Origin of the sequence: Geobacter sp. OR-1 (assembly GCF_000813145.1) — a bacterium.
Taxonomy (GTDB): domain Bacteria; phylum Desulfobacterota; class Desulfuromonadia; order Geobacterales; family DSM-12255; genus Geoanaerobacter.
This window is the reverse complement of sequence record NZ_BAZF01000016.1, coordinates 54300-73593: the sequence shown is the minus strand read 5'-3', so window position 1 is coordinate 73593 and position 19294 is coordinate 54300. Positions and strand designations below refer to the sequence as shown.

Below are 19294 nucleotides of genomic sequence, written 5' to 3'. Positions count from 1 at the left end.
GGCTCGACCTTAAAGGCCCGACAGGTTTTGAATCCTGTCGGGCCTTTAATGCTCTTAAACCTGCCAAAATTGACATTGGCCCCTCTTTCTGCTAGAAATGGCAGGCTTGACTTGAATCTGCCGCGCAACCGGGGTCCTTTTGGAACAATTTTTTTTCAAACTCTCAATCATGCTGGTCCCTGCGTTGATGGCGATCACCTGTCATGAGGTATCGCACGGTTTTGTGGCCTATCGTTTCGGCGACGGCACTGCCAAGGCCCAGGGGCGGTTGACCCTCAACCCGTTCAATCATCTGGACATCATCGGCACGCTGATGATCTTCATTATCGGCATCGGTTGGGCAAAGCCGGTGCCGGTGAATTTCAACAATCTCAGGAATCCCAAGCGGGACATGATCTGGGTTGCCGCTGCCGGGCCGATTACCAATTTCTGCATTGCGCTGTTTTCCGCAATAGGGATGCGGCTGGTGATTGCCGCCGGAACCCAGCTGTCGGAGATGAAGTTCTTTGTTGAGCCCATGGTGCTGATGCTGGCATTTTCTGTTTACGTAAATCTCTTGCTGGCGATTTTCAACCTGATTCCGGTGCCGCCTCTTGACGGCGGCAGGGTGGTTGTGGGGCTGCTCCCTTACAAGCAGGCGGTATTCTGGTCCCGTATCGAGCCATACGGCATGATCATTATCATAATCCTGGTGTTTTTCACCAACATGTTCAGTTACGTAATTTCACCGGCACTCGGCCTGGGAATCAGGCTCCTGGCAGGCCCGCACAGCAATGTGGTCTTCGGGGTAACCTCTCTTTTGATGAAGTGACCGGTAACGGAGGTTGGCAGATGGGCAGAAATAGGGTAGTAAGCGGCATGAGGCCGACAGGAAAACTTCACCTGGGGCATTTTCATGGTGTGCTGGACAACTGGCTCAAGCTTCAGGAAGAGTATGACTGTTTCTTTTTTGCTGCGGACTGGCATTCGCTGACAACCGAATACGCCGATACTTCGGCTATTCGCGAGAATACCAGGGACATGGTGCTGGACTGGCTGGCATTCGGACTCGATCCGAAAAAATGCACGATTTTCGAGCAGAGCATGGTGCCTCACCATGCGGAACTAAACCTGATCCTGGGTATGATTACCCCTGTTTCTTGGCTGGAGCGCAACCCGACCTATAAAGAGATGCAGGAAAATCTCGAACACCGTGATCTCTCCACCTTCGGTTTTCTCGGTTACCCGGTGCTGATGGCGGCAGATATCATCCTTTACAAGGCAACCCGGGTACCGGTCGGTCATGACCAGATACCGCATCTGGAGATCACCCGCGAAATCGCCCGGCGGTTCAACCATCTATATACCCCGGTCTTTCCGGAGCCAGAGGCGCTTCTTACCGAAACGCCGAAACTCCTCGGCCTTGACGGCAGGAAGATGAGCAAGTCTTACGGTAACTCCGTCTATCTGTCCGATGATGCCGATGAGACCCGCAAAAAGGTGATGTCCATGGTCACCGACACCGCCAGGGTCAGACGGGCGGATCCGGGTGAGCCGGACAACTGCGTGGCGTTCAACCTGCACCGTTTGTACGTGCCGCAGGAGAAGCTGGACGAGATCGTGCCGGCGTGCCGGTCTGCGGCGATTGGCTGCGTGGAGTGTAAAAAGATCCTGGCCGAATGCATGGTTGAGCGTTTGGCGCCGTTCCGCGAAAAGAGGAAGGAACTGGCTGCCCAGTCCGGCTTGGTGAATCAGGTGCTGGAAGAGGGAAGCAGACGCGCCACCGAGGAGTCCGGCGCAACCCTGGCCGAGGTCAGATCTGCATTGAAGTTCTGATAAATGACCGGTTCTCCGACTCAGTTGCTGTTTGACCCCCTGCAGTACTCCGGCTACACGGTCCGGGTAGATACCTTTGAGGGGCCGCTGGACCTGCTGCTCCATCTCATCAGGAAAAACGAGATGGAGATCTGCGACATCCCCATTGCCTCCATTACCCGTCAGTACCTCGAATATCTGGAACTGATGAAAGAACTGAACCTGGAGGTTGCTGGAGAGTTTCTGGTAATGGCATCGACCCTGCTCCAGATCAAGTCCCGGATGCTGCTGCCATCGCCTGAAGAAGACGAGGCCGGGGAGGCTGAAGAGCAGGACCCGAGGGCCGAGCTGATCAGGCGGCTTCTGGAATATCAGCGTTACAAGGATGCTGCAGCGGTTCTGGGCGCCCGGGAGCTGTTGGGCCGGGACCTGTTCTCGCGCAGTCTGCCGTTTCCCGACGAACTGGAAGAAAAGGGGGAGGACCAGCCGCTGGTGCTGGAACTGTTCGATCTGGTCGAGGCGTTTCGCCAGGTCTTGTCAAAGGTCCCTTTCGAACGATTCCATGATGTCATCAGTGAAACAATCAGCGTTGCAGAGCGGATCGGACGGATTCTCGATAAGATCGATCAGTCCGGGTCCGTTCTTTTCGAAGAGCTCTTCGACGAGGAGCCGCTTACCCGTGAACTCGTTATCGCTACCTTTCTCGCCCTCTTGGAACTCTGCCGTCTCAATAGCATCAAGGTAGCCCAGAGCGAACCGTTTGCCGCCATACTGCTTATCCGTGGCAATGAATCATTGTCCAGTGAAATAGAATATGTCGAGTCTTGAATGTAAAGCATTGGTTGAGGGTTTGCTCTTCGTTGCCGATGGGCCGCTCTCCATGGATCGGCTGGTCTCGATTCTGCCGGAACGTGACCGTCAGGAGATTCTTGCGGCAATCGAAGCGCTACGGCTGGATTGCGAGCGGAATGCCAGAGGGATAACGCTTGCTGAAGTGGCCGGGGGGTATCAATTACGCACCCGGCCGGAACATGCGGAGGTCATGAGGCGTCTGCAAAAGAGCCGGCCGCTGAAGTTCAGCCAGTCGGCACTGGAGAGCCTGGCAATCATCGCCTACCGCCAGCCGGTTACCAGGGCTGAGATTGAATATCTCAGAGGGGTGGACTGCGGCGGGGTGGTAAAGACCCTCCTGGAGAAGAAACTGATTCGCATCCTCGGTAAAAAGGATGTTCCGGGCCGGCCGATTGTGTACGGCACCACCAGGGAATTCCTTGAAACCTTCAACCTGAAAAATCTCAATGCCCTGCCGACCCTGAAAGAGATTCAGGATCTTGCCGAACTCCCGGTCTATGAGGAACAGGGGGAACTGCCGCTGGATCCTTCGCTCTCGGTCCCATTCATCCAGCCCTTGCTCCAGGGTGAACCGGAATCTTGATTAAATGCCCGATTGTAGTAACCTGAATGGATAGAAACCTGCCGGGTCATGATCCGGCACCGGGAGGGGTCATGATCCGTCAGCCAGCTGTTGCCAGCCAGTTTTACCCCGGAGACCCCGCCAGTCTGAAGGCCGAACTCTCATCATTCATCGCCTCGGATGTCAAACCAGAGCCGGTCATCGGACTCATAGCCCCGCATGCCGGGTATGTTTATTCCGGAGCAGTGGCCGGCAAGGTTTACGGTGCTGTAGAAATCCCCACCGCGGTCATAATCCTCGGCCCCAACCATCACGGCATCGGTGCCGCCGCAGCGCTCTACCCGCCAGGAAGCTGGCAGACCCCTCTAGGCAGCGTTCCGATAGAAGAGCGGCTTAGCGCTCTGGTCAGACGTCATGCCAAGCTTGTCGAGGAAGACGCTGACGCGCATCTCTATGAGCACTCTTTGGAGGTCCAGGTTCCGTTTCTGCAATATCTCTCTCCCGAGATCGCCATTGTCCCGATATGCCTCGGATTCGGCAGTTTCAGTTCCTGTCTGGAATTGGGAGAGGGGATCGCAACAGCGATCAGGGAGTTCGGGGAGAGGGTACTGATCGTGGCCAGTTCAGACATGACCCATTATGAGTCTGCCGATAGCGCGAGGGTAAAAGACGAAATAGCACTCGAACGAGCCTTAGCCCTTGACCCGCAAGGTTTGCTCGATGTCTGCCGCGCCAAGAGGATAACCATGTGCGGGGTAGTGCCTGCCACCGTGATGCTTGTAGCGGCAAATTTGCTTGGCGCCACCCGGGCACGATTAATTAAATATGCCAACAGCGGCGAGGTGAACGGCGATTTCCGGCAGGTGGTGGGATATGCGGCAGTTACGGTCAGCTGAACCTGTGTCCTGCCGGAAATCGTAATGACGAACTTAATTTAGTCTTCACCTTCATCTCCGGCCATTAAATCAACACGATGCAGATTTTCATCCTTTCGATAACCAAGCCACACCGGGATGAAGAGTATGATTGATATCAGTGTAAGCATCAACAGGTCAAATTTTACGCTCCAGAATTCCCATCCAGTGGTTGTCATATTCTTTACCCCCTTTCAAGGGATCAGTTTACATCTTTCTTCCTGATGAAATTATAGCACTAATGAGGAAACAGAAGGGAAATTATGCTTGTCAGCAATGATCGCTAATTTTTGCGGACCAGCTATGCACTCTACTTGACCCCTTTTTTGTTCAGATAAGGGCCGTATCGCTTGTCCATCCCCTGAATATGGTTGACCAGCCAGTTTTTCAGGAAGGTCATGATCTCCTGGCTGAGCGCCGCGCCGGACTTGAACTTGCCGTGAATCTCCACCACCTGCCTGATCAGGCTCTCGTGAGCCCGCTTTTGGTCTTCGTACCCCGGGTATCCCGATTCTTTCATAAGCTTTTCTTCGTGGCTGAAATGGGTCTTGGTGTATTCGATCAGTTCGTCCAGGATTGCGCCGATGGACTCGTTTCCGTGTCCTTCCCGCATGGAGATGTAGAGATTGTTGATCATGTCGATCAGACGTTGGTGCTCCTGATCCATTTTTGAGACCTTGACGCTGAAGCTGTTGCTCCAGTTGATCAATTTACCGGATTCGGAGAGCTTGAACTCCGAAACAACCTTCTGGAGCTCTCCTGCCAGGTTGGAGAGCAGCTGTGAGGCATCATAGGTATTGCGGGCCTTGTCTACGGTCATGTGAACGACATTGTTGATCTGGTGGATGTTCGTGCTGATCTCGCTGGTGGTAGCGGTCTGCTCCTCGGCAGCGGTGGCGATCTGCTGGACCTGCAGGTTTACGGTGTTTATTTCGTCCTGAATCCTTCTAAGTGCCTCACCGGATCGCTCGGCCTCGTCAGTCCCGTTCCGGACTTCCGCCACCCCTTCATCCATGGCTGATACCGCTGTCTGGGTGTTATTCTGGATAACCTTGATCATTTCGCCGATCTCTTTCGTCGCCTTGGTGGTTCGTTCGGCCAGCGCCCTGACCTCATCGGCGACTACTGCAAAACCCCGCCCCTGTTCGCCTGCTCTGGCCGCCTCTATGGCCGCGTTCAAGGCCAGGAGATTGGTCTGGTCCGCGATTTCCTGAATGGTGCCGACGATGGTGCCGATCTGGTCGCTTTTCTGCCCAAGTTCTATGACGGTCGTGGCCGAGGATGTTACCCGGTCCGCGATCCGTCTCATGACAATAATGGAGTTGTCGACCACAGCAGCGCCATGATCGACCGCGTCGTTAGCCCGTTTGGCGCTTTCCGCCGCCAGCAGACAATTATGGGCAATATCCCCGGATGTTGCCGACATCTCCTCGCTGGCAGTCGCAACAGTGGTCGCCTGCGAGGCCACCTCCTCGGCGCCGGATGCCATCGCTTCCGAGTTTGTCTTCATCTCAGCGGACGATTTCGATACCTCCGAGGAGGTGTCGGCAAGTCTGCCGATCAGTTCCCTGAGGCTGTTGACCATTTTTTCAAATGACCCGGCCAGTTGACCGATTTCATCTTCCGTATCGATCCGGAACTCTACGCTCAGATCTCCGGTAGCGATCTGCTCGGCATCTTCTGCCAGCCTGCGAAGCGGGGCGCGAATCGCTTTCAGTGTCGCGATGCCGAGCAGAATGCCGATAATCAGAGCTGATATAATCAGGGCAATAATGATGTTCCTGGTCTTGATTACTTCCTTGTCGACCTTATTGATCGATTCGTCGGCATTTTTCTGGCTCAATCCCTGTAATTCGCCGAGGATGGTGTTTGTGTTGTCGTATAGTTTTTTGCCTTCGCCGCGGGTCTGTGCCTGGGCATCGTCAATGTTACCCGCCTTGATCAGGTCAACCGATTTCTTTGCCGCTTCCAGATACGAATTCCAGGCCGCATCAAGTTCCTTGATTTTCCCTTGTTCTCCGGCGCTCAATTTTAGTTTGCCGTAAGATTCAAGCGAAGATTTCAGCTCTGTCTGCATTTTGCCCATGCGCTCGTAATACCGGTTGAAATCGTCAGGCGTGTTCTTCAGGTAAAACTGCAGTTCCGATCTCCGGTATGTGTCGACGTTGTTACGCATCTTGGCAAGCATCATAACTGCCGGCATATTCACCTGGCCCAGTTCATCGGCGACACGCGCCAGTTCCCACAGTTTGAGACATGCAATCAATCCGACCAGGCACATTAATGAAATAATTACCACCAAAGTACCGGTAATTTTTGTTTGAATCCCTGTCTTTACTGCCATTAGAACCCCCCTCTGAAGTCTGTTGCTTTAAAAATCTTATCGACCTTGACCGGCCAATATTTAGACCAAATTACTATTTTGTTGTCATAAACGCTAAGCCATTAGTCTCTGTATTGCCTAACATCTAGGCATACAAATCAGTAATGAATTGCTTAGATCTGACAGGTTTTGGGAAAACAGTATGTTACGTATTGGCACATCATGTGCTTATTTAACCTCAAACCGCATGATACGTATTTGGCAAAGGCGCCCATTGATCAGCAATGAGCGCCTTTATTTATTTGCAGCGCAAGTGAAGCGAAGATGCAAACGGGCGCTGTTTCCGGAGGCAGGTATGGAACGTAACGAAACCAAGCTGTTTATCGATGATACCACCTTGAGGGACGGTGAGCAGACTGCCGGGGTATCATTCACCATCAAAGAAAAAAAAGAGATCGCCCGAATGCTGGATTCCATCGGCGTTCACGAGATTGAATGCGGGATTCCGGCCATGGGCGAGGAGGAGCGGAAATCGATCCGGGCCCTGGTCGATATGGGGCTTAATGCACGTCTCATTACCTGGAACCGCGCGCTCAGAAGCGATATCGACGCCTCGCTTGAGTGTGGCGTCAGTTCCGTTGACCTCTCGCTGTCGGTTTCGGACCAGATGATCCGGAGTAAACTTGGGAAGAGCAGGGAATGGGTCAAGGAACAGCTCAGGAATGCCCTTGGTTATGCCAAGGAGCGCGAACTATATGTCTCCATCGGCGGCGAGGACTCCAGCCGGGCAGACCTGAATTTCCTGGCCGAACTGATGGATCTTGCCCGGGCCTTAGGCGCTGACCGGTTTCGGTTCTGCGATACCCTTGGGATACTGGATCCGTTCACCATGTATGAAAAGGTGCGGGCGCTCAGGTGTGCCGTGCCGGGGTTGGCTATCGAGGTCCATACCCATGACGATCTGGGGATGGCCACTGCCAACGCCCTTGCCGGAATCAAGGCCGGAGCCGCATTCGTCAACACAACGGTAAATGGTCTTGGCGAGCGGGCCGGGAATGCCGCCCTTGAAGAGGTAGTGATGGCATTGAAGGTGTCGTGCGGTATTGACTCCGGTATCGACACCCACAGGTTTGCCGAGATTTCCCGTTATGTCGGTCGCGCTTCGCATCGACCTGTACCGGCCTGGAAATCGGTTGTCGGCGAACGTGCCTTTGCCCATGAATCAGGCATCCATGCCGATGGTGTTATCAAAAATCCGCACAACTATGAAGGGTTCAACCCGGAAGATGTCGGCCTCAGCCGGGTTCTTGCTATCGGCAAACATTCCGGGAGCAGGGGGATGATAGAGCGCTACCGTGGACTCGGGATTGAACTGTCGCACGAGCAGGCATCGATGCTGCTTGTCCGGGCACGTGCCTATGCGGAGAAGGTCAAGCGGTCACTCAGGGATAGTGACCTGCTTCGCCTTCACGAGGGGTTTTGCAGTTCTCTCGCAGCCTGAAGGCAACATCAGGTATGGATTGTGCTTAACTCAGATTAACGACTCCAGCTCCAAGAAGGGAATATTATGAAATCTGTATTGATATGCGATGACGAACCGGTCATCAGGCAGGGGTTGAAGGCGATGCTAAAGGATCTCGGTTTTGACGAGATTCACGAATCAGTGGATGGGATCGCCGCGGTGTCAGCGGCATTGGAAAAGATCCCTGATATCATCATCATGGATGTTTCCATGCCGAAAAAGGATGGCATTACCGCTGCTGCGGAAATCCGGCAAAAACTGAAAGTGCCGGTTATCTTCCTCACTGCCTGCCATGACCCAGATGTCGTAGCCCGTGCGGTCAAGGTAGGTATTGCCGCGTTTCTGACCAAGCCGGTACGTAGCGATGAGCTTTGGCCGGCTATCGAGCTTGCCTTTGCCCATAACGACGAGGTTGAGAACCTCAAAGAGCAGGTAAATGATCTCAAGGAGACCATTGAAAGCCGTAAAGTGATCGAGAAGGCAAAGGGTTTATTGATGAAGAACCTTTCCCTATCCGAGCCGGAAGCGTTTCGCAAGATGCAGAAGCTTGCCATGGACAAACGCAAGTCCCTCCGGCAGATTGCCGAGGCCATCCTGCTCACCGAATGATGCTGAAATATTGTGCAGCTGCATTAACCGGATGCTCGTTGTACCGGGGATGTGACGCCAAACAACGAAATAACGCCAGGTTATAAGTTGGCACGGTCAGTGCTAAATAAAAAACAAAACCGAATACCGGATACATTGATGTAACCGAAACAGTGAGGCAAAGAGGCCCCGACGAGCAGCAGTCGGGGCCTCTTTTTTCAGGCAAAGGCGCCGCCATTTCTAAAATGGGGCGCTTTTTTCGTTCCCCACAACAAGACCCAGGCTGTTCGATTTTTGTGATGATTCGTGCCATGGCGAGGAAGAGACACCGCAGGTGTAGCAGCGCTACATCGAGGATGTCGATAACGCAGCCAGGGCGCGAAGGGCACAAAAAGCGGACAGCTCAAACGAAAGGAGAAGAAGTAATGAGACAGATAGCTATCTACGGCAAAGGTGGCATCGGCAAATCGACCACGACCCAGAACACGGTGGCAGGACTCGCCTACCTCGGCAAGAAGGTGATGATCGTCGGCTGCGACCCGAAAGCCGACTCCACCCGTCTGATTCTGCACGCCAAGGCGCAGTCCACGGTTATGGACCTGGTAAGGGAGCGTGGCACTGTCGAGGATCTGGAACTGGAAGATGTCCTGAAAGTCGGCTACGGCGACACAAAGTGTGTCGAGTCCGGCGGTCCCGAGCCGGGTGTTGGCTGCGCCGGCCGCGGCGTCATCACCGCCATCAACTTCCTGGAAGAGAACGGCGCTTATACCGATGATCTTGACTTCGTATTCTACGACGTGCTCGGCGACGTTGTCTGCGGCGGATTCGCCATGCCGATCCGCGAAGGCAAAGCCGAAGAGATCTACATCGTCTGCTCCGGCGAGATGATGGCCATGTATGCGGCCAACAACATCGCCAAGGGGATTCTCAAGTATGCGTCATCCGGCAAGGTCCGCCTCGGCGGTCTGATCTGCAACGCCAGAAAGACCGACAAGGAGTTCGAACTGGTCAGCGCCCTGGCTGCGAAGCTCAGCACCCAGATGATCCACTTCGTTCCCCGCGACAACCAGGTACAGCGCGCCGAAATGCGCCGCATGACCGTTATCGAATACTCACCGGAGCATCCGCAGGCCCAGGAATACCGCACCTTGGCGGAAAAGATCCAGAACAACAAGATGCTGGTGGTGCCGACCCCGCTCGAAATGGAAGAGTTGGAAGACCTGCTGATGGAGTACGGCATCATGGAAGCGGAAGACGAGACCATAGTCGGCAAGGCGGAGAACGCCGCTTAGGTGACGAACGCCTTTGGGCCATCCCGGCAGTGCCCTTCGGCTCGTCCTTGTGCGGGGTAGCGCTGGCGGCTCACCTCGGGAGCTACCGGGCTGACCGCAAAATCGTTCGCCATAAGGTTTTAAAAAACATAAAGGAGTGCGGATTTTTTGTCCTGGCAAGGCTGTCGAGGGAGTGCGCGGAGGCGTAGCAGCTCTACGCCGCACAAGGAGTCCTGAAGACTTACGCAGCCAGGGCGGAAAAGCCACACTCCTCAGGAGAGAGATATGTCAAAGAAAATAGACGGCATTACCAAAGAATCGACCCAGGAGATGATCGACAACGCCCTGGAAATCTATCCGGACAAGGCCAAGAAAAAACGCGTTCCCCACCTGGCTCCAAATGAAGGTGAAGGGGCCTGCGTCAAGTCCAACAGGAAGACGATCCCCGGTGTGATGAGCGCCCGTGGTTGCGCCTATGCCGGCGCCAAAGGGGTGGTCTGGGGGCCGATCCGCGACATGGTGCACGTATCTCACGGCCCGGTCGGCTGCGGCTATTACTCCTGGGGTACCCGGCGCAACCTGATGTCCGGGATCAACGGGGTGAATCAGTTTGCCATGCAGTTCACCTCTGACTTCCAGGAAAAGGATATCGTCTACGGCGGCGACAAGAAGCTGAAGACGTTGCTCCAGGAAGCCAAGGATCTCTTTCCGCTCGCCAAGGGGATCTCGGTCCTTTCCGAATGCCCGGTGGGACTGATCGGCGACGATATCAACTCGGTGGCCAAGGCCTCTGCCAAGGAACTGGACATTCCGATCATCCCCTGCAACTGCGAGGGGTTCCGCGGTGTGTCCCAGTCCCTCGGCCATCATATCAGTAACGACACGATCCGCGACTACATCATCGAGACCCGCGAGTTCCCTGAGCCGATCGGGCCGTACGACATCGCCCTTATCGGCGAGTACAACATCGGCGGCGACGCCTGGTCAACGAAACCGCTCTTGGAAGAGTGCGGCTTCAATGTCAAGTCCGTCTGGACCGGCGACGGCGAGATGGACAAGATCGCCGCCACCCACCAGGTGAAGCTCAACGTCATCCACTGCTACCGTTCCATGAACTATATGTGCAAGGTTATGGAAGAAAAGTACGGCATCCCCTGGATCGAACTCAACTTCTTCGGCCCGACCAAGATCCGGAACAGTCTGCGCAAGCTGGCCGAACTGTTCGACGACAATATCAAGGAGAAAGTGGAGGCGGTCATTGCCAAGTACGACCCGCTCATGCAGGCGGTGATCGACGAGTATAAGCCGCGCCTGGATGGCAAAAAGGTCATGCTCTACGTCGGCGGGCTGCGCCCCAGGCACACGGTCAACGCCTATGAAGACCTGGGAATGGCAGTGGTCGGCTCCGGCTACGAGTTTGCCCACGGCGACGATTACGAGCGAACTTCACCGGAAATGCCGGAAGCGACCGTCATCTATGACGACATCACCGAGTACGAATTCGAACAGTTTGCCGACACCCTGAAGCCCGACCTGATCGGCAGCGGGATCAAGGAAAAATACCTGTTCCAGAAGATGGGGATTCCCTTCCGGCAGATGCACAGCTGGGATTACTCCGGACCGTATCATGGCTACCTGGGGTTTCCGACGTTTGCACGGGATGTGGATATGGCGATAAATTCCCCGACGTGGAATCTGGTGAAAAGCCCGTTTTGATGAGGAATGAATGTAGGGGCGACCCATGGGGCGCACTGGGCGAGGCATGCCTCGCCCCTACGAAAAACATAAATCTACCGTGATACGGATGAGTATCCGGAGAGGAGATATATCATGGCTAACAACTTGGGACTAGCAGTCAAGCCCGTGACCGAGACCCCTGTGGAAGAGGTTGAGCGGGTTGCGGCCTGGATCAACACCGAAGAATACAAGGAAAAGAACTTTGCCCGGACGTCACTGGTCATCAACCCGGCCCACGCCTGTCAGCCGCTGGGTGCCGAGCTGGCCGCCCACGGCTTCGAAGGGAGCCTCCCTTTTGTGCATGGCTCACAGGGGTGTGCCTCTTACTACCGCTCCACCATGAACCGCCACTTCCGCGAACCGGCACCGGCAGTCTCCGACTCCATGACCGAAGACGGTGCAGTGTTCGGCGGCCAGAACAACCTGCACGAGGCGCTGGAAAACGCCTATGCCCTCTACAAACCGAAGATGATGCCGATCTTCACCTCCTGCATGCCGGAGATCATCGGCGACGACCTGACCGCTTTTATCAAGAACGCCAAAAACAAGGGGTGCGTGCCCCAGGATTTCCCGCTCCCCTATGCCAATACTCCGAGCTTCAATGGTTCCCATGTTCACGGCTATGACGCCATGCTGCTCTCCATCCTGCAGACCCTGACGGAAGGTAAAGCGGTGGAAGGGCGTTGCACCGGCAAGTTGAACCTGATCGCAGGTTTCGACGCCAATACCGGCAACTATCGCGAATACAAGCGTATTCTCAAGGAATTCGGCATTCCCTATACCTTGCTGGCCGATATTTCCGAAACCTTCGATTCTCCCCTGGATGGTCATTACCGGATCTATCCCGGCGGCACCAAGCTGGATGACGCTGCCGATTCCATCAACGGCAAGGCAACCATTGCCCTGGGGAGCTATTCCACTGCCAAGACCTTCACCTGGCTCAAGGATACCTACTCCGGCAAGCATGTCTCCATGCCGATGCCCTTCGGTATCGCCAAGACCGACGCGTTCCTGATGAAGATCTCCGATCTGTTCGGCAAGCCGGTTCCCGAATCGCTGAAGGCCGAGCGCGGCCGCGCCGTTGACCTCATGACCGACGCTCACCAGTATATCCATGGCAAGAAGTTCGCGGTCTACGGCGACCCGGACTATCTCCTGGGGTACGTCTCATTCCTGCTGGAAATGGGGGCGGTCCCTTATCACATCCTCTGCAGCAAGGGGACGAAGAAGCTGGAGAAAGAGATCCAGGCTCTTCTCGATGGCTCCATGTACGGCAAGGAAGGAAAGATCTACATCAACAAGGACCTTTGGCACCTGCGGAGCCTCGTCATGACCGACCCGGTGGACGCCATGATCGGCGAGACCCACGGCAAGTTCGCGGCCCGGGACGCCAAGATCCCGCTGTTCCGGTTCGGCTTCCCGATCTTCGACCGGGTGAACCTCCACCGCGTGCCGCTGATCGGCTATCAGGGGGTGCTGAACATGCTCGCCACGATCTGCAACAAGTTCATCGAAATCACGGATGAAACCTGTGATGACCGGCACTTCGAGATGATGCGGTAGCCGCAACAGTATCTTGATCGCATAATTGACAGCTGGCAATTAGCCGGTATTGTTAATATGTAACAATAATACTGCCAAACCCCGGGTGACCGGGGGACGGAACGCCACGGGACTAAACAGCTTATAGTCGGCCGGGTTGCCGGAGCCTTCACCGTATGGAGGAACCGAGCAGTCCGGCCTTTTTCGTTGCGAAATTTCTATGAGGATGGAGGTTTCTATGAAACGCTCTCTCGGTCTGGCGTCGGTCCTGCTCCTGTTCTTTGCTGCTCCCTGTCTGGCAGGTTTTTTCGATGATCTATCAAGAGAAGTTCTCCCGTCACTGCGACAGCAGGATTCTCTCGACAACAGCACTATTGTCAAGGGGCTCAAGGAGGCACTGGCCACCGGCACCGAGCGGGCCGTTACCGAGGTTGCCAGGCCTGACGGCTACTTCGGCAACCAGCTCATTAAGATCCTTCTTCCCGACAAGATCCAGCAGGCAGCGGATATTCTGGGGCGCATCGGCTACCAGCAACAGGTTGACGAGGTTGTCCTAAGCATGAACCGGGCCGCGGAAAAAGCGGCGCCCAAGGCGGCCAGCTTCTTCGGTGATGCCATCCGGCAGATGAGCGTGGAGGATGCCCAGGGAATCCTGAACGGTGGGGATACGGCGGCAACCAGGTTCTTTGAGAACAAGACCCGGTCGCAACTCTTTGATGCCTTCAAACCGACGGTAACCAGGAGCATGGACCAGGTGGGAACCGCCCGTGCCTACAAAGAGATGATCGGCAAGTACGATGTCTCGCCCTTGACATCCCTGGCAGGCATCCCATCCCTGGATCTCGATACCTATGTAACCGACAAGGCTCTGGACGGTCTGTTCATAAAGGTGGGTGAGGAGGAGAAGAAGATCAGGACAAACCCCGCGGCCCGGACCACCGATCTTCTGCGCAAGGTATTCGGCAAATGAACAGGGGCGCTGCTGTAAACGACTTATTCTAGAAAAGGAGGAAGCGTATGGATAACCTTGGACAGTACCAGCAGCTTGTTGTCAATTATGCCACGGAATTCGGGACCAAGATAATTGCCGTCATCCTGTTCTGGGTCGTCGGCCGCTGGCTGATCGGCATGGTGGGGCGGATGCTGCACACGGTGCTGGAAAAACAGAAGGTCGATCCAACCCTGATGCGCTACATAGGCAACTTCGTCGCCGTGACGCTGAATATCATCCTCGTTGTCGCCATCCTGGGGTACTGCGGGATCCAGACAACTACCTTCGCCGCACTGGTTGCCGGCATTGGCATCGCCATCGGCGCCGCCTGGGGCGGACTCCTATCCAACCTGGCGGCCGGGATCTTCCTCGTGGTGCTGCACCCCTTCAAGGTGAGCGATTTCGTGACCGTGGCCGGTGTGACCGGCACGGTCAAGGAGATCGGGCTCTTTGTCACCACCATCAACACGCCGGACAACGTCATGACGCTGGTTGGGAACGCCAAAATCTTCGGCGACACCATCCAGAATTTCACAGCCAACGATTTCCGGCGGGTCGAGCTGAAGTGCCAGCTTGCCGGTAGCGCCGATCATGTCGCAGCCATGCAACTTCTGCGGGAGAAACTGGCAGCGGTTCCCAACGTGCTGAAGGAGCCGGCGGTGGAGGTGGAAATCTTAGATTTCACCCTGGTCGGGCCGGTGCTGGCAGTTCGCCCGTTCTGCCATAACGATAACTACTGGCAGGTCTATTTCGACGGCAACCGGACGATCCGCGAGGCATTGGCAGCTGCCGGCTTCCCGTCGCCAATGCCCGCGCAGATGGTGGTTGTGCAGAACCCGGCATAGGGTCGGTGGTTCGATTCGTAACAAAAAGGGCACTCCGGAAACAGGGTGCCCTTTTTGTTGTGGCTTGATGGAGCAATTTCGTGCGAGTCTTTCACTCCTCGATTATGCTGATCAGCTCGGCGTTCTTCTCCAGCAGGTTGATCGGTGCCGCCAATAAGGTAGACCATTCCTGGTTCAACACCTTGAGCTCCTTGCCGTCGGCGCTCTGCCTTCTCTTTCTAGCAACCGCAGCCAATGCGGCTTTTTTTCTGCCACCAGATGGAGGCTCCACATAGGGATGCCGTCAGCAGCGCGACCACCCATTTTGGAATGGTGAAGGTGCCAATGCCGAAGATACCGGCGTAAACGGCAAACATGGGCGAACCGCAACAGCCGGTGAGAAAGCAGCCTGCGGCGGCGAGCCCTGTGGTCAACACTGTTCCACTCGCTGCTCCTGCCGCTGATGATTTGGAACGACAAGACATGAACAATATGAACGACCATACCGAGAATGCCGCACCAAGGGCGTAGGAAAAGCCGAGAAACACGTCTCCGTTACTGAAGTAGCCTGAGAGGGTAGGGGGTGGCCCGCAGCCGGGCTCGCGGAAGACGAGTAGATATATCAGGTGCATGGCAAAAGCGGTGACAAAGATTGCCGATGGCATGAGTTTTTTCATTGAGACCTCATTTCCGAAGCGGCCAGCAGTCCGTATTATTGATCTGTTCTGAAAAGAAGTGCGTCGCTGGCAACAGGAGTGAGGTAAAGCGTTCGCACAGGCTTTATTTGGTAGTCCCCGGTTTTTTGGGAGTTCCGGCTCTTTTTGCATGATACTTTGTCAAGGCGCTGATGGTCAATGGCCCCTTTAACCCGTCAATTTTCCCAGCATAGAAACCGGCAGTGCTCAAGCATAGCTGTATTTTCTTGGTGTCCATATTGGAACTGCTTTTCTTGAATTGCTCCACGGTTGGAAGGTTGGCGCAATCAGTAGCGGCGTATGACGGAGCAAAAAGGGTTAACGATATGGCTATGATAAGAAATATTTTCATGTTCCCTCCTGATTCAATCTCGGGGTCTGCCATTGAAAAAAGAATGTTGAGGAGTTAGTGGTAATAGTTTTCCACATTCAAGGGCTGACCCCTTTTCGCTCTCCGGGCCAACAGGTGGTGTGAATGCTGGGGTCCCCCAGCTACCTTACGTACTTATCTTTCCACAACTAGGGAAAAACTAGGGACACTCCCCAGATTTAACACACAACGAGTTCCTGATGCTACGCATTGCAGGCGCACTGCCTCACAGACAAAAAAAGCCGCTCCGCCGGGTTACCCGGCGTGCGGCTTTCTTGCTGTAGAATCGTTCCCTTCCCATGCCATCATTGGCTCCATTACATAAACATGCGCTCACAATAGTGCGGCGATGGCGATCTGTCAAGGGGGAAGAGAACTTGGGTCACGTCGTTGTTTCGTAGTAACTCCTCATATCTTTCTGGGAAATACGGAGTGCGTAGCCCGAACCGCGGCAAAATAAATGGTCTATCGCGGAATTGTCGAATGGTGTCGATCTGTTATGAATTGGGGTGCAGGGAAGCGGCACTGCTTCTCAATTTGACACAGGAGGGAGGGGGGAATCGGCAATGCGGCACTGAGCTGGATCGGCTGACGACAGTTTCATGAACGATTCGGGGCTCCCACAGGCCGGGAGCCCCTTATATTATTGAGCCGGTTGTTTAAAATATCGCCCGGCCCCGACCAGCGGGCCGGTTGCAGCGATAAACGCTTCGAGCAGTCCGGGGACCGGCGCCATGGCCTGTTCGCCCAGCTCTTCGCTGGTGAAGGCGAACAGCGTCACCAGGGTCGGGTGATTGGGGTAGCCGCTGCCGAAGCCGAACGAGCTCTTCACCCTGTGCTCTGCCACGAACTGCTGCCTGGGGACGATCTTCCGCCCCTGGCCGTCGGTGTCCGCTGCCGAGTCGCGGATGTGCAGGACCCCGCGAAACCTGTCCGCGCAGCCGGTTACCACGACCGTTTGTCCCCAGTCGTCGAAACAGCTTGTATCGAGCCCAACGGATGCAAACTGCCGCGAGAGCATGGAGAGGGATGATACGAATGCCGCGGACGGCAGCGGGATACAGCGGAAATGCTCCGATCTCGTGCGGTCGTTCCATTCCGGTCTGGTTCCCCTTGAGGCCAACAGGGTGAAGATCGGCGTTGCGTCATGAATGAGGTGCGATGTACCGCTGTCCCGGCCACGGGCATTCACGAACAGCCGGTCCGGCTCCATGAGCCGGTCGTAGCGCATGGTGACGAACAGCCGGAGCAGCACCAGCGATTCGCTGAAACGGTTGAACAGTGCGTCAACAAGCATCTGCGCCGCATCTTGGGCAGTGGCGCAGCCCGGCAGGCCGGACAGCTCTTGATAAAGCGGTTCATAATCGGTAGTAGTGGCAGCAGCAATTCTTGGCATGATCCCCTCCTTAGGAAGCCTCATCTCATGCAGCAGCCGGCCTCCTGTGTTCTCCCGGTCCCGGTTTCCGCCGTTGCGCTGAAGGGAGCAGAAAACTTGTCCATCTTGGCTCCGGCGCCTTTCCGCACGCATCTGCCGATTTCAATGGCGCTGGCGATCTCTTCCGGTGCGGCACCGTATTCGGCGGCCTTTTCCGCGTGGTACTGCAGGCAGGGCTGGCAGTTGACGGTGAACGACGCCCCGATGGCAACCAGTTCCTTGATCTTGTCAGACATTCCCATGATACGCTCCTCCTTGTGTGGTTTTGATAGGTCGATATTGCGACAATTCCGCTAAAAGCGCCAGACACAGCAGATCTGATTTGTTACGGTAACAGATAGTGGAAATGGCAACTGTTACCGGTATAATTGCTCCCAATTGTATCTGTATTGAATTTCGTAATTGGGTATCATGCAGAGAAAGGGAGAGTGGGGTGGGTATGACGGCTGGCAGGAAAGTGTTGTACGAAGAGGTTGCCGACCGGATCGGCGGTATGATCGACAGCGGTACGTACCGTCCCGGCGACCGGATTCCTTCGATCCGGGAGTTGAGCGGTCAGATGCGGGTCAGCGCCAATACGGTCATGGAGGCGTACGCGCTGCTGGAAAACCGGGGGATGATCGAGGCGCGGCCGCAATCGGGCTTTTATGTGCGGTCAACGATCCTTGAACCGGAAGATCGCCCGGCCAAGCGGGAAGAGGGGGAGGGGGTTGCGCCGAGCCCGGTGATTCTCGATGAGGTCTCGCTGCAGGTGATGCGTAACGTCTCCAATATATCCCTGGTGCCGCTTGGCGGCTCCATCCCCAATTCGGACCTGCTTCCGGCTCTGAAACTCTCCCGGATGATCGCCTCCGAGTCGCGCCGCCAGCCGTTGCAGTCCATCTCTTATGCGCCGGCCAAGGGGATCAAGCGTCTCCGGGCCCAGATAGCCAAAAGGTCGATTTCTTCGGGCTGCCCCCTCTCTCCTGACGAGATCGTGATCACCTCTGGGTGCATCGAGGCGATGACGCTGGCGCTCCAGGCCATCTGCCGCCCCGGTGACACGGTTGCCATCGGCTCCCCGGTCTACTACACCTTTCTCAACTTCATCCAGTGGCTGGGGCTCAAGGTGCTGGAAATCCCTTCCACCCCCAAGGAGGGGATGAGCCTGGAAGTGCTGACCTATGCCATCAGGCAGACCCCGATCTCTGCCTGCATCTGCATCGGAAATTTCAACAACCCGCTCGGCAGCCTGATGCCTGATGAAAAGAAGCGCGAACTGGTCAGGCTTCTCAGCCGGCATGACATACCGCTGATCGAGGACGATGTCTACGGTGAGCTGTCATTCGGCGCTGTTCGCCCGACGGCGCTGAAGAGCTACGATGAAAAGGGGATGGTGCTTCATTGTTCGTCGTTTTCCAAGACTGTTGCCCCGGGTTATCGGGTCGGCTGGATCGCGCCGGGGAGGTATTACCAGAAGATCAAGCAGCTCAAGACCCTCTTCAATATCGCCACGGCAACCCCGACCCAGATGGCAGTAGCGGAGTTCCTGGCCAACGGCGGCTATGACCACCATCTCCGCACGATCCGCAGGGTCTATGCCCGCCAGGTCACCCAGCTCCGTGACAGTGTTGGCCGGTATTTCCCGGCCGGAACCCGGGTGAGCCGCCCCGAAGGTGGCTTTGTGCTCTGGGTCGAGCTGCCGGACCGGTTCGATGCGCTCAAGCTGTACGAGATGGCATTGGCCGAAGGGATCGGGATCGCACCGGGTCGGATCTTCACGCTCGGGGAGAAATACGGCAACTGCTTCCGCTTGAATGCGGCTTTCTGGTCGGAGGAGATCGAACGGGCAGTGAAGACCCTGGGAGGGATGGCTGGGGGTTGCTTCGAGTGAA

Annotated in this window: 19 protein-coding genes and 1 riboswitch; of the genes, 13 read left to right on the top strand and 6 right to left on the bottom strand. The window is 55.6% G+C overall.

The genetic code is table 11. From position 1 onward, the window contains the following. Positions 1-139 precede the first annotated feature (139 nt). From OR1_RS15195 to amrB, 5 genes are all read left to right on the top strand, one after another. Positions 140-811: a site-2 protease family protein gene (locus OR1_RS15195; protein ID WP_041972743.1), complete on the top strand. Its 672-nt coding sequence runs from the start codon at positions 140-142 to the stop codon at positions 809-811. Between the two features lie 20 nt (positions 812-831). Beyond that, positions 832-1815: a tryptophan--tRNA ligase gene (gene trpS / locus OR1_RS15190; protein WP_041972742.1), complete on the top strand. Its 984-nt coding sequence runs from the start codon at positions 832-834 to the stop codon at positions 1813-1815. Between the two features lie 3 nt (positions 1816-1818). Continuing rightward, complete coding sequence (locus OR1_RS15185; RefSeq protein ID WP_041972741.1) at positions 1819-2622, top strand: ScpA family protein; 804 nt, start codon at positions 1819-1821, stop codon at positions 2620-2622. Then, entirely contained in the window at positions 2609-3229 is a 621-nt protein-coding gene (scpB, locus tag OR1_RS15180) for an SMC-Scp complex subunit ScpB (RefSeq protein ID WP_041972740.1), read from the top strand. The genes OR1_RS15185 and scpB overlap by 14 nt, the downstream gene beginning before the upstream one ends. Positions 3230-3300: 71 nt before the next feature. Then, positions 3301-4104: an AmmeMemoRadiSam system protein B gene (amrB, locus tag OR1_RS15175; RefSeq protein WP_041972739.1), complete on the top strand. Its 804-nt coding sequence runs from the start codon at positions 3301-3303 to the stop codon at positions 4102-4104. 328 nt (positions 4105-4432) lie between these two features. Here amrB and OR1_RS15170 read toward each other — a convergent pair whose 3' ends face one another. Further along, on the bottom strand, positions 4433-6466 hold the full coding sequence (locus OR1_RS15170; protein ID WP_052440509.1) for a bacteriohemerythrin: 2034 nt from the start codon (positions 6464-6466) through the stop codon (positions 4433-4435). A 334-nt stretch (positions 6467-6800) separates the two neighbouring features. Between OR1_RS15170 and nifV the strand changes: the two genes are divergently transcribed. Continuing rightward, a complete protein-coding gene (gene nifV, locus OR1_RS15165; RefSeq protein WP_041972738.1) occupies positions 6801-7946 on the top strand; it encodes a homocitrate synthase in 1146 nt (381 codons plus the stop codon). A 66-nt stretch (positions 7947-8012) separates the two neighbouring features. Further along, the gene (locus tag OR1_RS15160; protein ID WP_041972737.1) at positions 8013-8576 is read left to right on the top strand and encodes an ANTAR domain-containing response regulator; all 564 of its coding nucleotides are present in this window, start codon (positions 8013-8015) and stop codon (positions 8574-8576) included. Here OR1_RS15160 and OR1_RS22125 read toward each other — a convergent pair. Then, positions 8566-8868, bottom strand: a complete 303-nt coding sequence (locus OR1_RS22125) for a hypothetical protein (protein WP_152609927.1) — start codon at positions 8866-8868, stop codon at positions 8566-8568. The genes OR1_RS15160 and OR1_RS22125 overlap by 11 nt on opposite strands. Before the next feature lie 112 nt (positions 8869-8980). Here OR1_RS22125 and nifH point away from each other — a divergent pair, with 112 nt between their 5' ends. From nifH to OR1_RS15135, 5 genes are all read left to right on the top strand, one after another. Continuing rightward, positions 8981-9847, top strand: coding sequence for a nitrogenase iron protein (nifH, locus tag OR1_RS15155; protein WP_041972736.1), 867 nt, complete (start codon positions 8981-8983; stop codon positions 9845-9847). A 264-nt stretch (positions 9848-10111) separates the two neighbouring features. Continuing rightward, positions 10112-11542, top strand: coding sequence for a nitrogenase molybdenum-iron protein alpha chain (gene nifD, locus OR1_RS15150; protein WP_041972735.1), 1431 nt, complete (start codon positions 10112-10114; stop codon positions 11540-11542). Positions 11543-11656: 114 nt separating this feature from the next. Further along, complete coding sequence (gene nifK, locus OR1_RS15145) at positions 11657-13126, top strand: nitrogenase molybdenum-iron protein subunit beta (RefSeq protein ID WP_041972734.1); 1470 nt, start codon at positions 11657-11659, stop codon at positions 13124-13126. A gap of 63 nt (positions 13127-13189) precedes the next feature. After that, positions 13190-13270, top strand: a riboswitch (cyclic di-GMP riboswitch). A gap of 73 nt (positions 13271-13343) precedes the next feature. Further along, positions 13344-14075 carry a DUF4197 domain-containing protein gene (locus OR1_RS15140; RefSeq protein ID WP_041972733.1) on the top strand — a complete coding sequence of 244 codons (732 nt, stop codon included), beginning with the start codon at positions 13344-13346 and terminating at the stop codon, positions 14073-14075. Between the two features lie 47 nt (positions 14076-14122). Continuing rightward, positions 14123-14941 carry a mechanosensitive ion channel family protein gene (locus OR1_RS15135; protein ID WP_041972732.1) on the top strand — a complete coding sequence of 273 codons (819 nt, stop codon included), beginning with the start codon at positions 14123-14125 and terminating at the stop codon, positions 14939-14941. A gap of 218 nt (positions 14942-15159) precedes the next feature. Here the strand turns inward: OR1_RS15135 and OR1_RS15130 are convergent, their stop codons facing one another. The 4 genes from OR1_RS15130 to OR1_RS15115 form a co-directional block, all read right to left on the bottom strand. Beyond that, entirely contained in the window at positions 15160-15597 is a 438-nt protein-coding gene (locus OR1_RS15130; protein ID WP_041972731.1) for a hypothetical protein, read from the bottom strand. A 103-nt stretch (positions 15598-15700) separates the two neighbouring features. Further along, positions 15701-15967 carry a peptidoglycan-binding protein gene (locus tag OR1_RS15125; protein WP_041972730.1) on the bottom strand — a complete coding sequence of 89 codons (267 nt, stop codon included), beginning with the start codon at positions 15965-15967 and terminating at the stop codon, positions 15701-15703. A 661-nt stretch (positions 15968-16628) separates the two neighbouring features. Continuing rightward, positions 16629-17381 carry a hypothetical protein gene (locus OR1_RS15120; RefSeq protein WP_041972729.1) on the bottom strand — a complete coding sequence of 251 codons (753 nt, stop codon included), beginning with the start codon at positions 17379-17381 and terminating at the stop codon, positions 16629-16631. A 20-nt stretch (positions 17382-17401) separates the two neighbouring features. After that, positions 17402-17662 (bottom strand): carboxymuconolactone decarboxylase family protein, encoded by a 261-nt coding sequence (locus OR1_RS15115; protein WP_052440508.1) that lies wholly within the window; start codon positions 17660-17662, stop codon positions 17402-17404. 197 nt (positions 17663-17859) lie between these two features. Here OR1_RS15115 and OR1_RS15110 point away from each other — a divergent pair, with 197 nt between their 5' ends. Beyond that, positions 17860-19293: a PLP-dependent aminotransferase family protein gene (locus OR1_RS15110; RefSeq protein WP_041972728.1), complete on the top strand. Its 1434-nt coding sequence runs from the start codon at positions 17860-17862 to the stop codon at positions 19291-19293. Position 19294 lies beyond the last annotated feature (1 nt).

Bases quoted from the DNA above. Each gene is read 5' to 3' on its own strand.
- trpS (WP_041972742.1), top strand. From the start codon at position 832: ATGGGCAGAAATAGGGTAGTAAGCGGCATGAGGCCGACAGGAAAACTT.
- OR1_RS15185 (WP_041972741.1), top strand. From the start codon at position 1,819: ATGACCGGTTCTCCGACTCAGTTGCTGTTTGACCCCCTGCAGTACTCC.
- scpB (WP_041972740.1), top strand. From the start codon at position 2,609: ATGTCGAGTCTTGAATGTAAAGCATTGGTTGAGGGTTTGCTCTTCGTT.
- amrB (WP_041972739.1), top strand. From the start codon at position 3,301: ATGATCCGTCAGCCAGCTGTTGCCAGCCAGTTTTACCCCGGAGACCCC.
- OR1_RS15170 (WP_052440509.1), bottom strand. From the start codon at position 6,466: ATGGCAGTAAAGACAGGGATTCAAACAAAAATTACCGGTACTTTGGTG.
- nifV (WP_041972738.1), top strand. From the start codon at position 6,801: ATGGAACGTAACGAAACCAAGCTGTTTATCGATGATACCACCTTGAGG.
- OR1_RS15160 (WP_041972737.1), top strand. From the start codon at position 8,013: ATGAAATCTGTATTGATATGCGATGACGAACCGGTCATCAGGCAGGGG.
- OR1_RS22125 (WP_152609927.1), bottom strand. From the start codon at position 8,868: ATGGCACGAATCATCACAAAAATCGAACAGCCTGGGTCTTGTTGTGGG.
- nifH (WP_041972736.1), top strand. From the start codon at position 8,981: ATGAGACAGATAGCTATCTACGGCAAAGGTGGCATCGGCAAATCGACC.
- nifD (WP_041972735.1), top strand. From the start codon at position 10,112: ATGTCAAAGAAAATAGACGGCATTACCAAAGAATCGACCCAGGAGATG.
- nifK (WP_041972734.1), top strand. From the start codon at position 11,657: ATGGCTAACAACTTGGGACTAGCAGTCAAGCCCGTGACCGAGACCCCT.
- OR1_RS15140 (WP_041972733.1), top strand. From the start codon at position 13,344: ATGAAACGCTCTCTCGGTCTGGCGTCGGTCCTGCTCCTGTTCTTTGCT.
- OR1_RS15135 (WP_041972732.1), top strand. From the start codon at position 14,123: ATGGATAACCTTGGACAGTACCAGCAGCTTGTTGTCAATTATGCCACG.
- OR1_RS15130 (WP_041972731.1), bottom strand. From the start codon at position 15,597: ATGAAAAAACTCATGCCATCGGCAATCTTTGTCACCGCTTTTGCCATG.
- OR1_RS15125 (WP_041972730.1), bottom strand. From the start codon at position 15,967: ATGAAAATATTTCTTATCATAGCCATATCGTTAACCCTTTTTGCTCCG.
- OR1_RS15120 (WP_041972729.1), bottom strand. From the start codon at position 17,381: ATGCCAAGAATTGCTGCTGCCACTACTACCGATTATGAACCGCTTTAT.
- OR1_RS15115 (WP_052440508.1), bottom strand. From the start codon at position 17,662: ATGGGAATGTCTGACAAGATCAAGGAACTGGTTGCCATCGGGGCGTCG.
- OR1_RS15110 (WP_041972728.1), top strand. From the start codon at position 17,860: ATGACGGCTGGCAGGAAAGTGTTGTACGAAGAGGTTGCCGACCGGATC.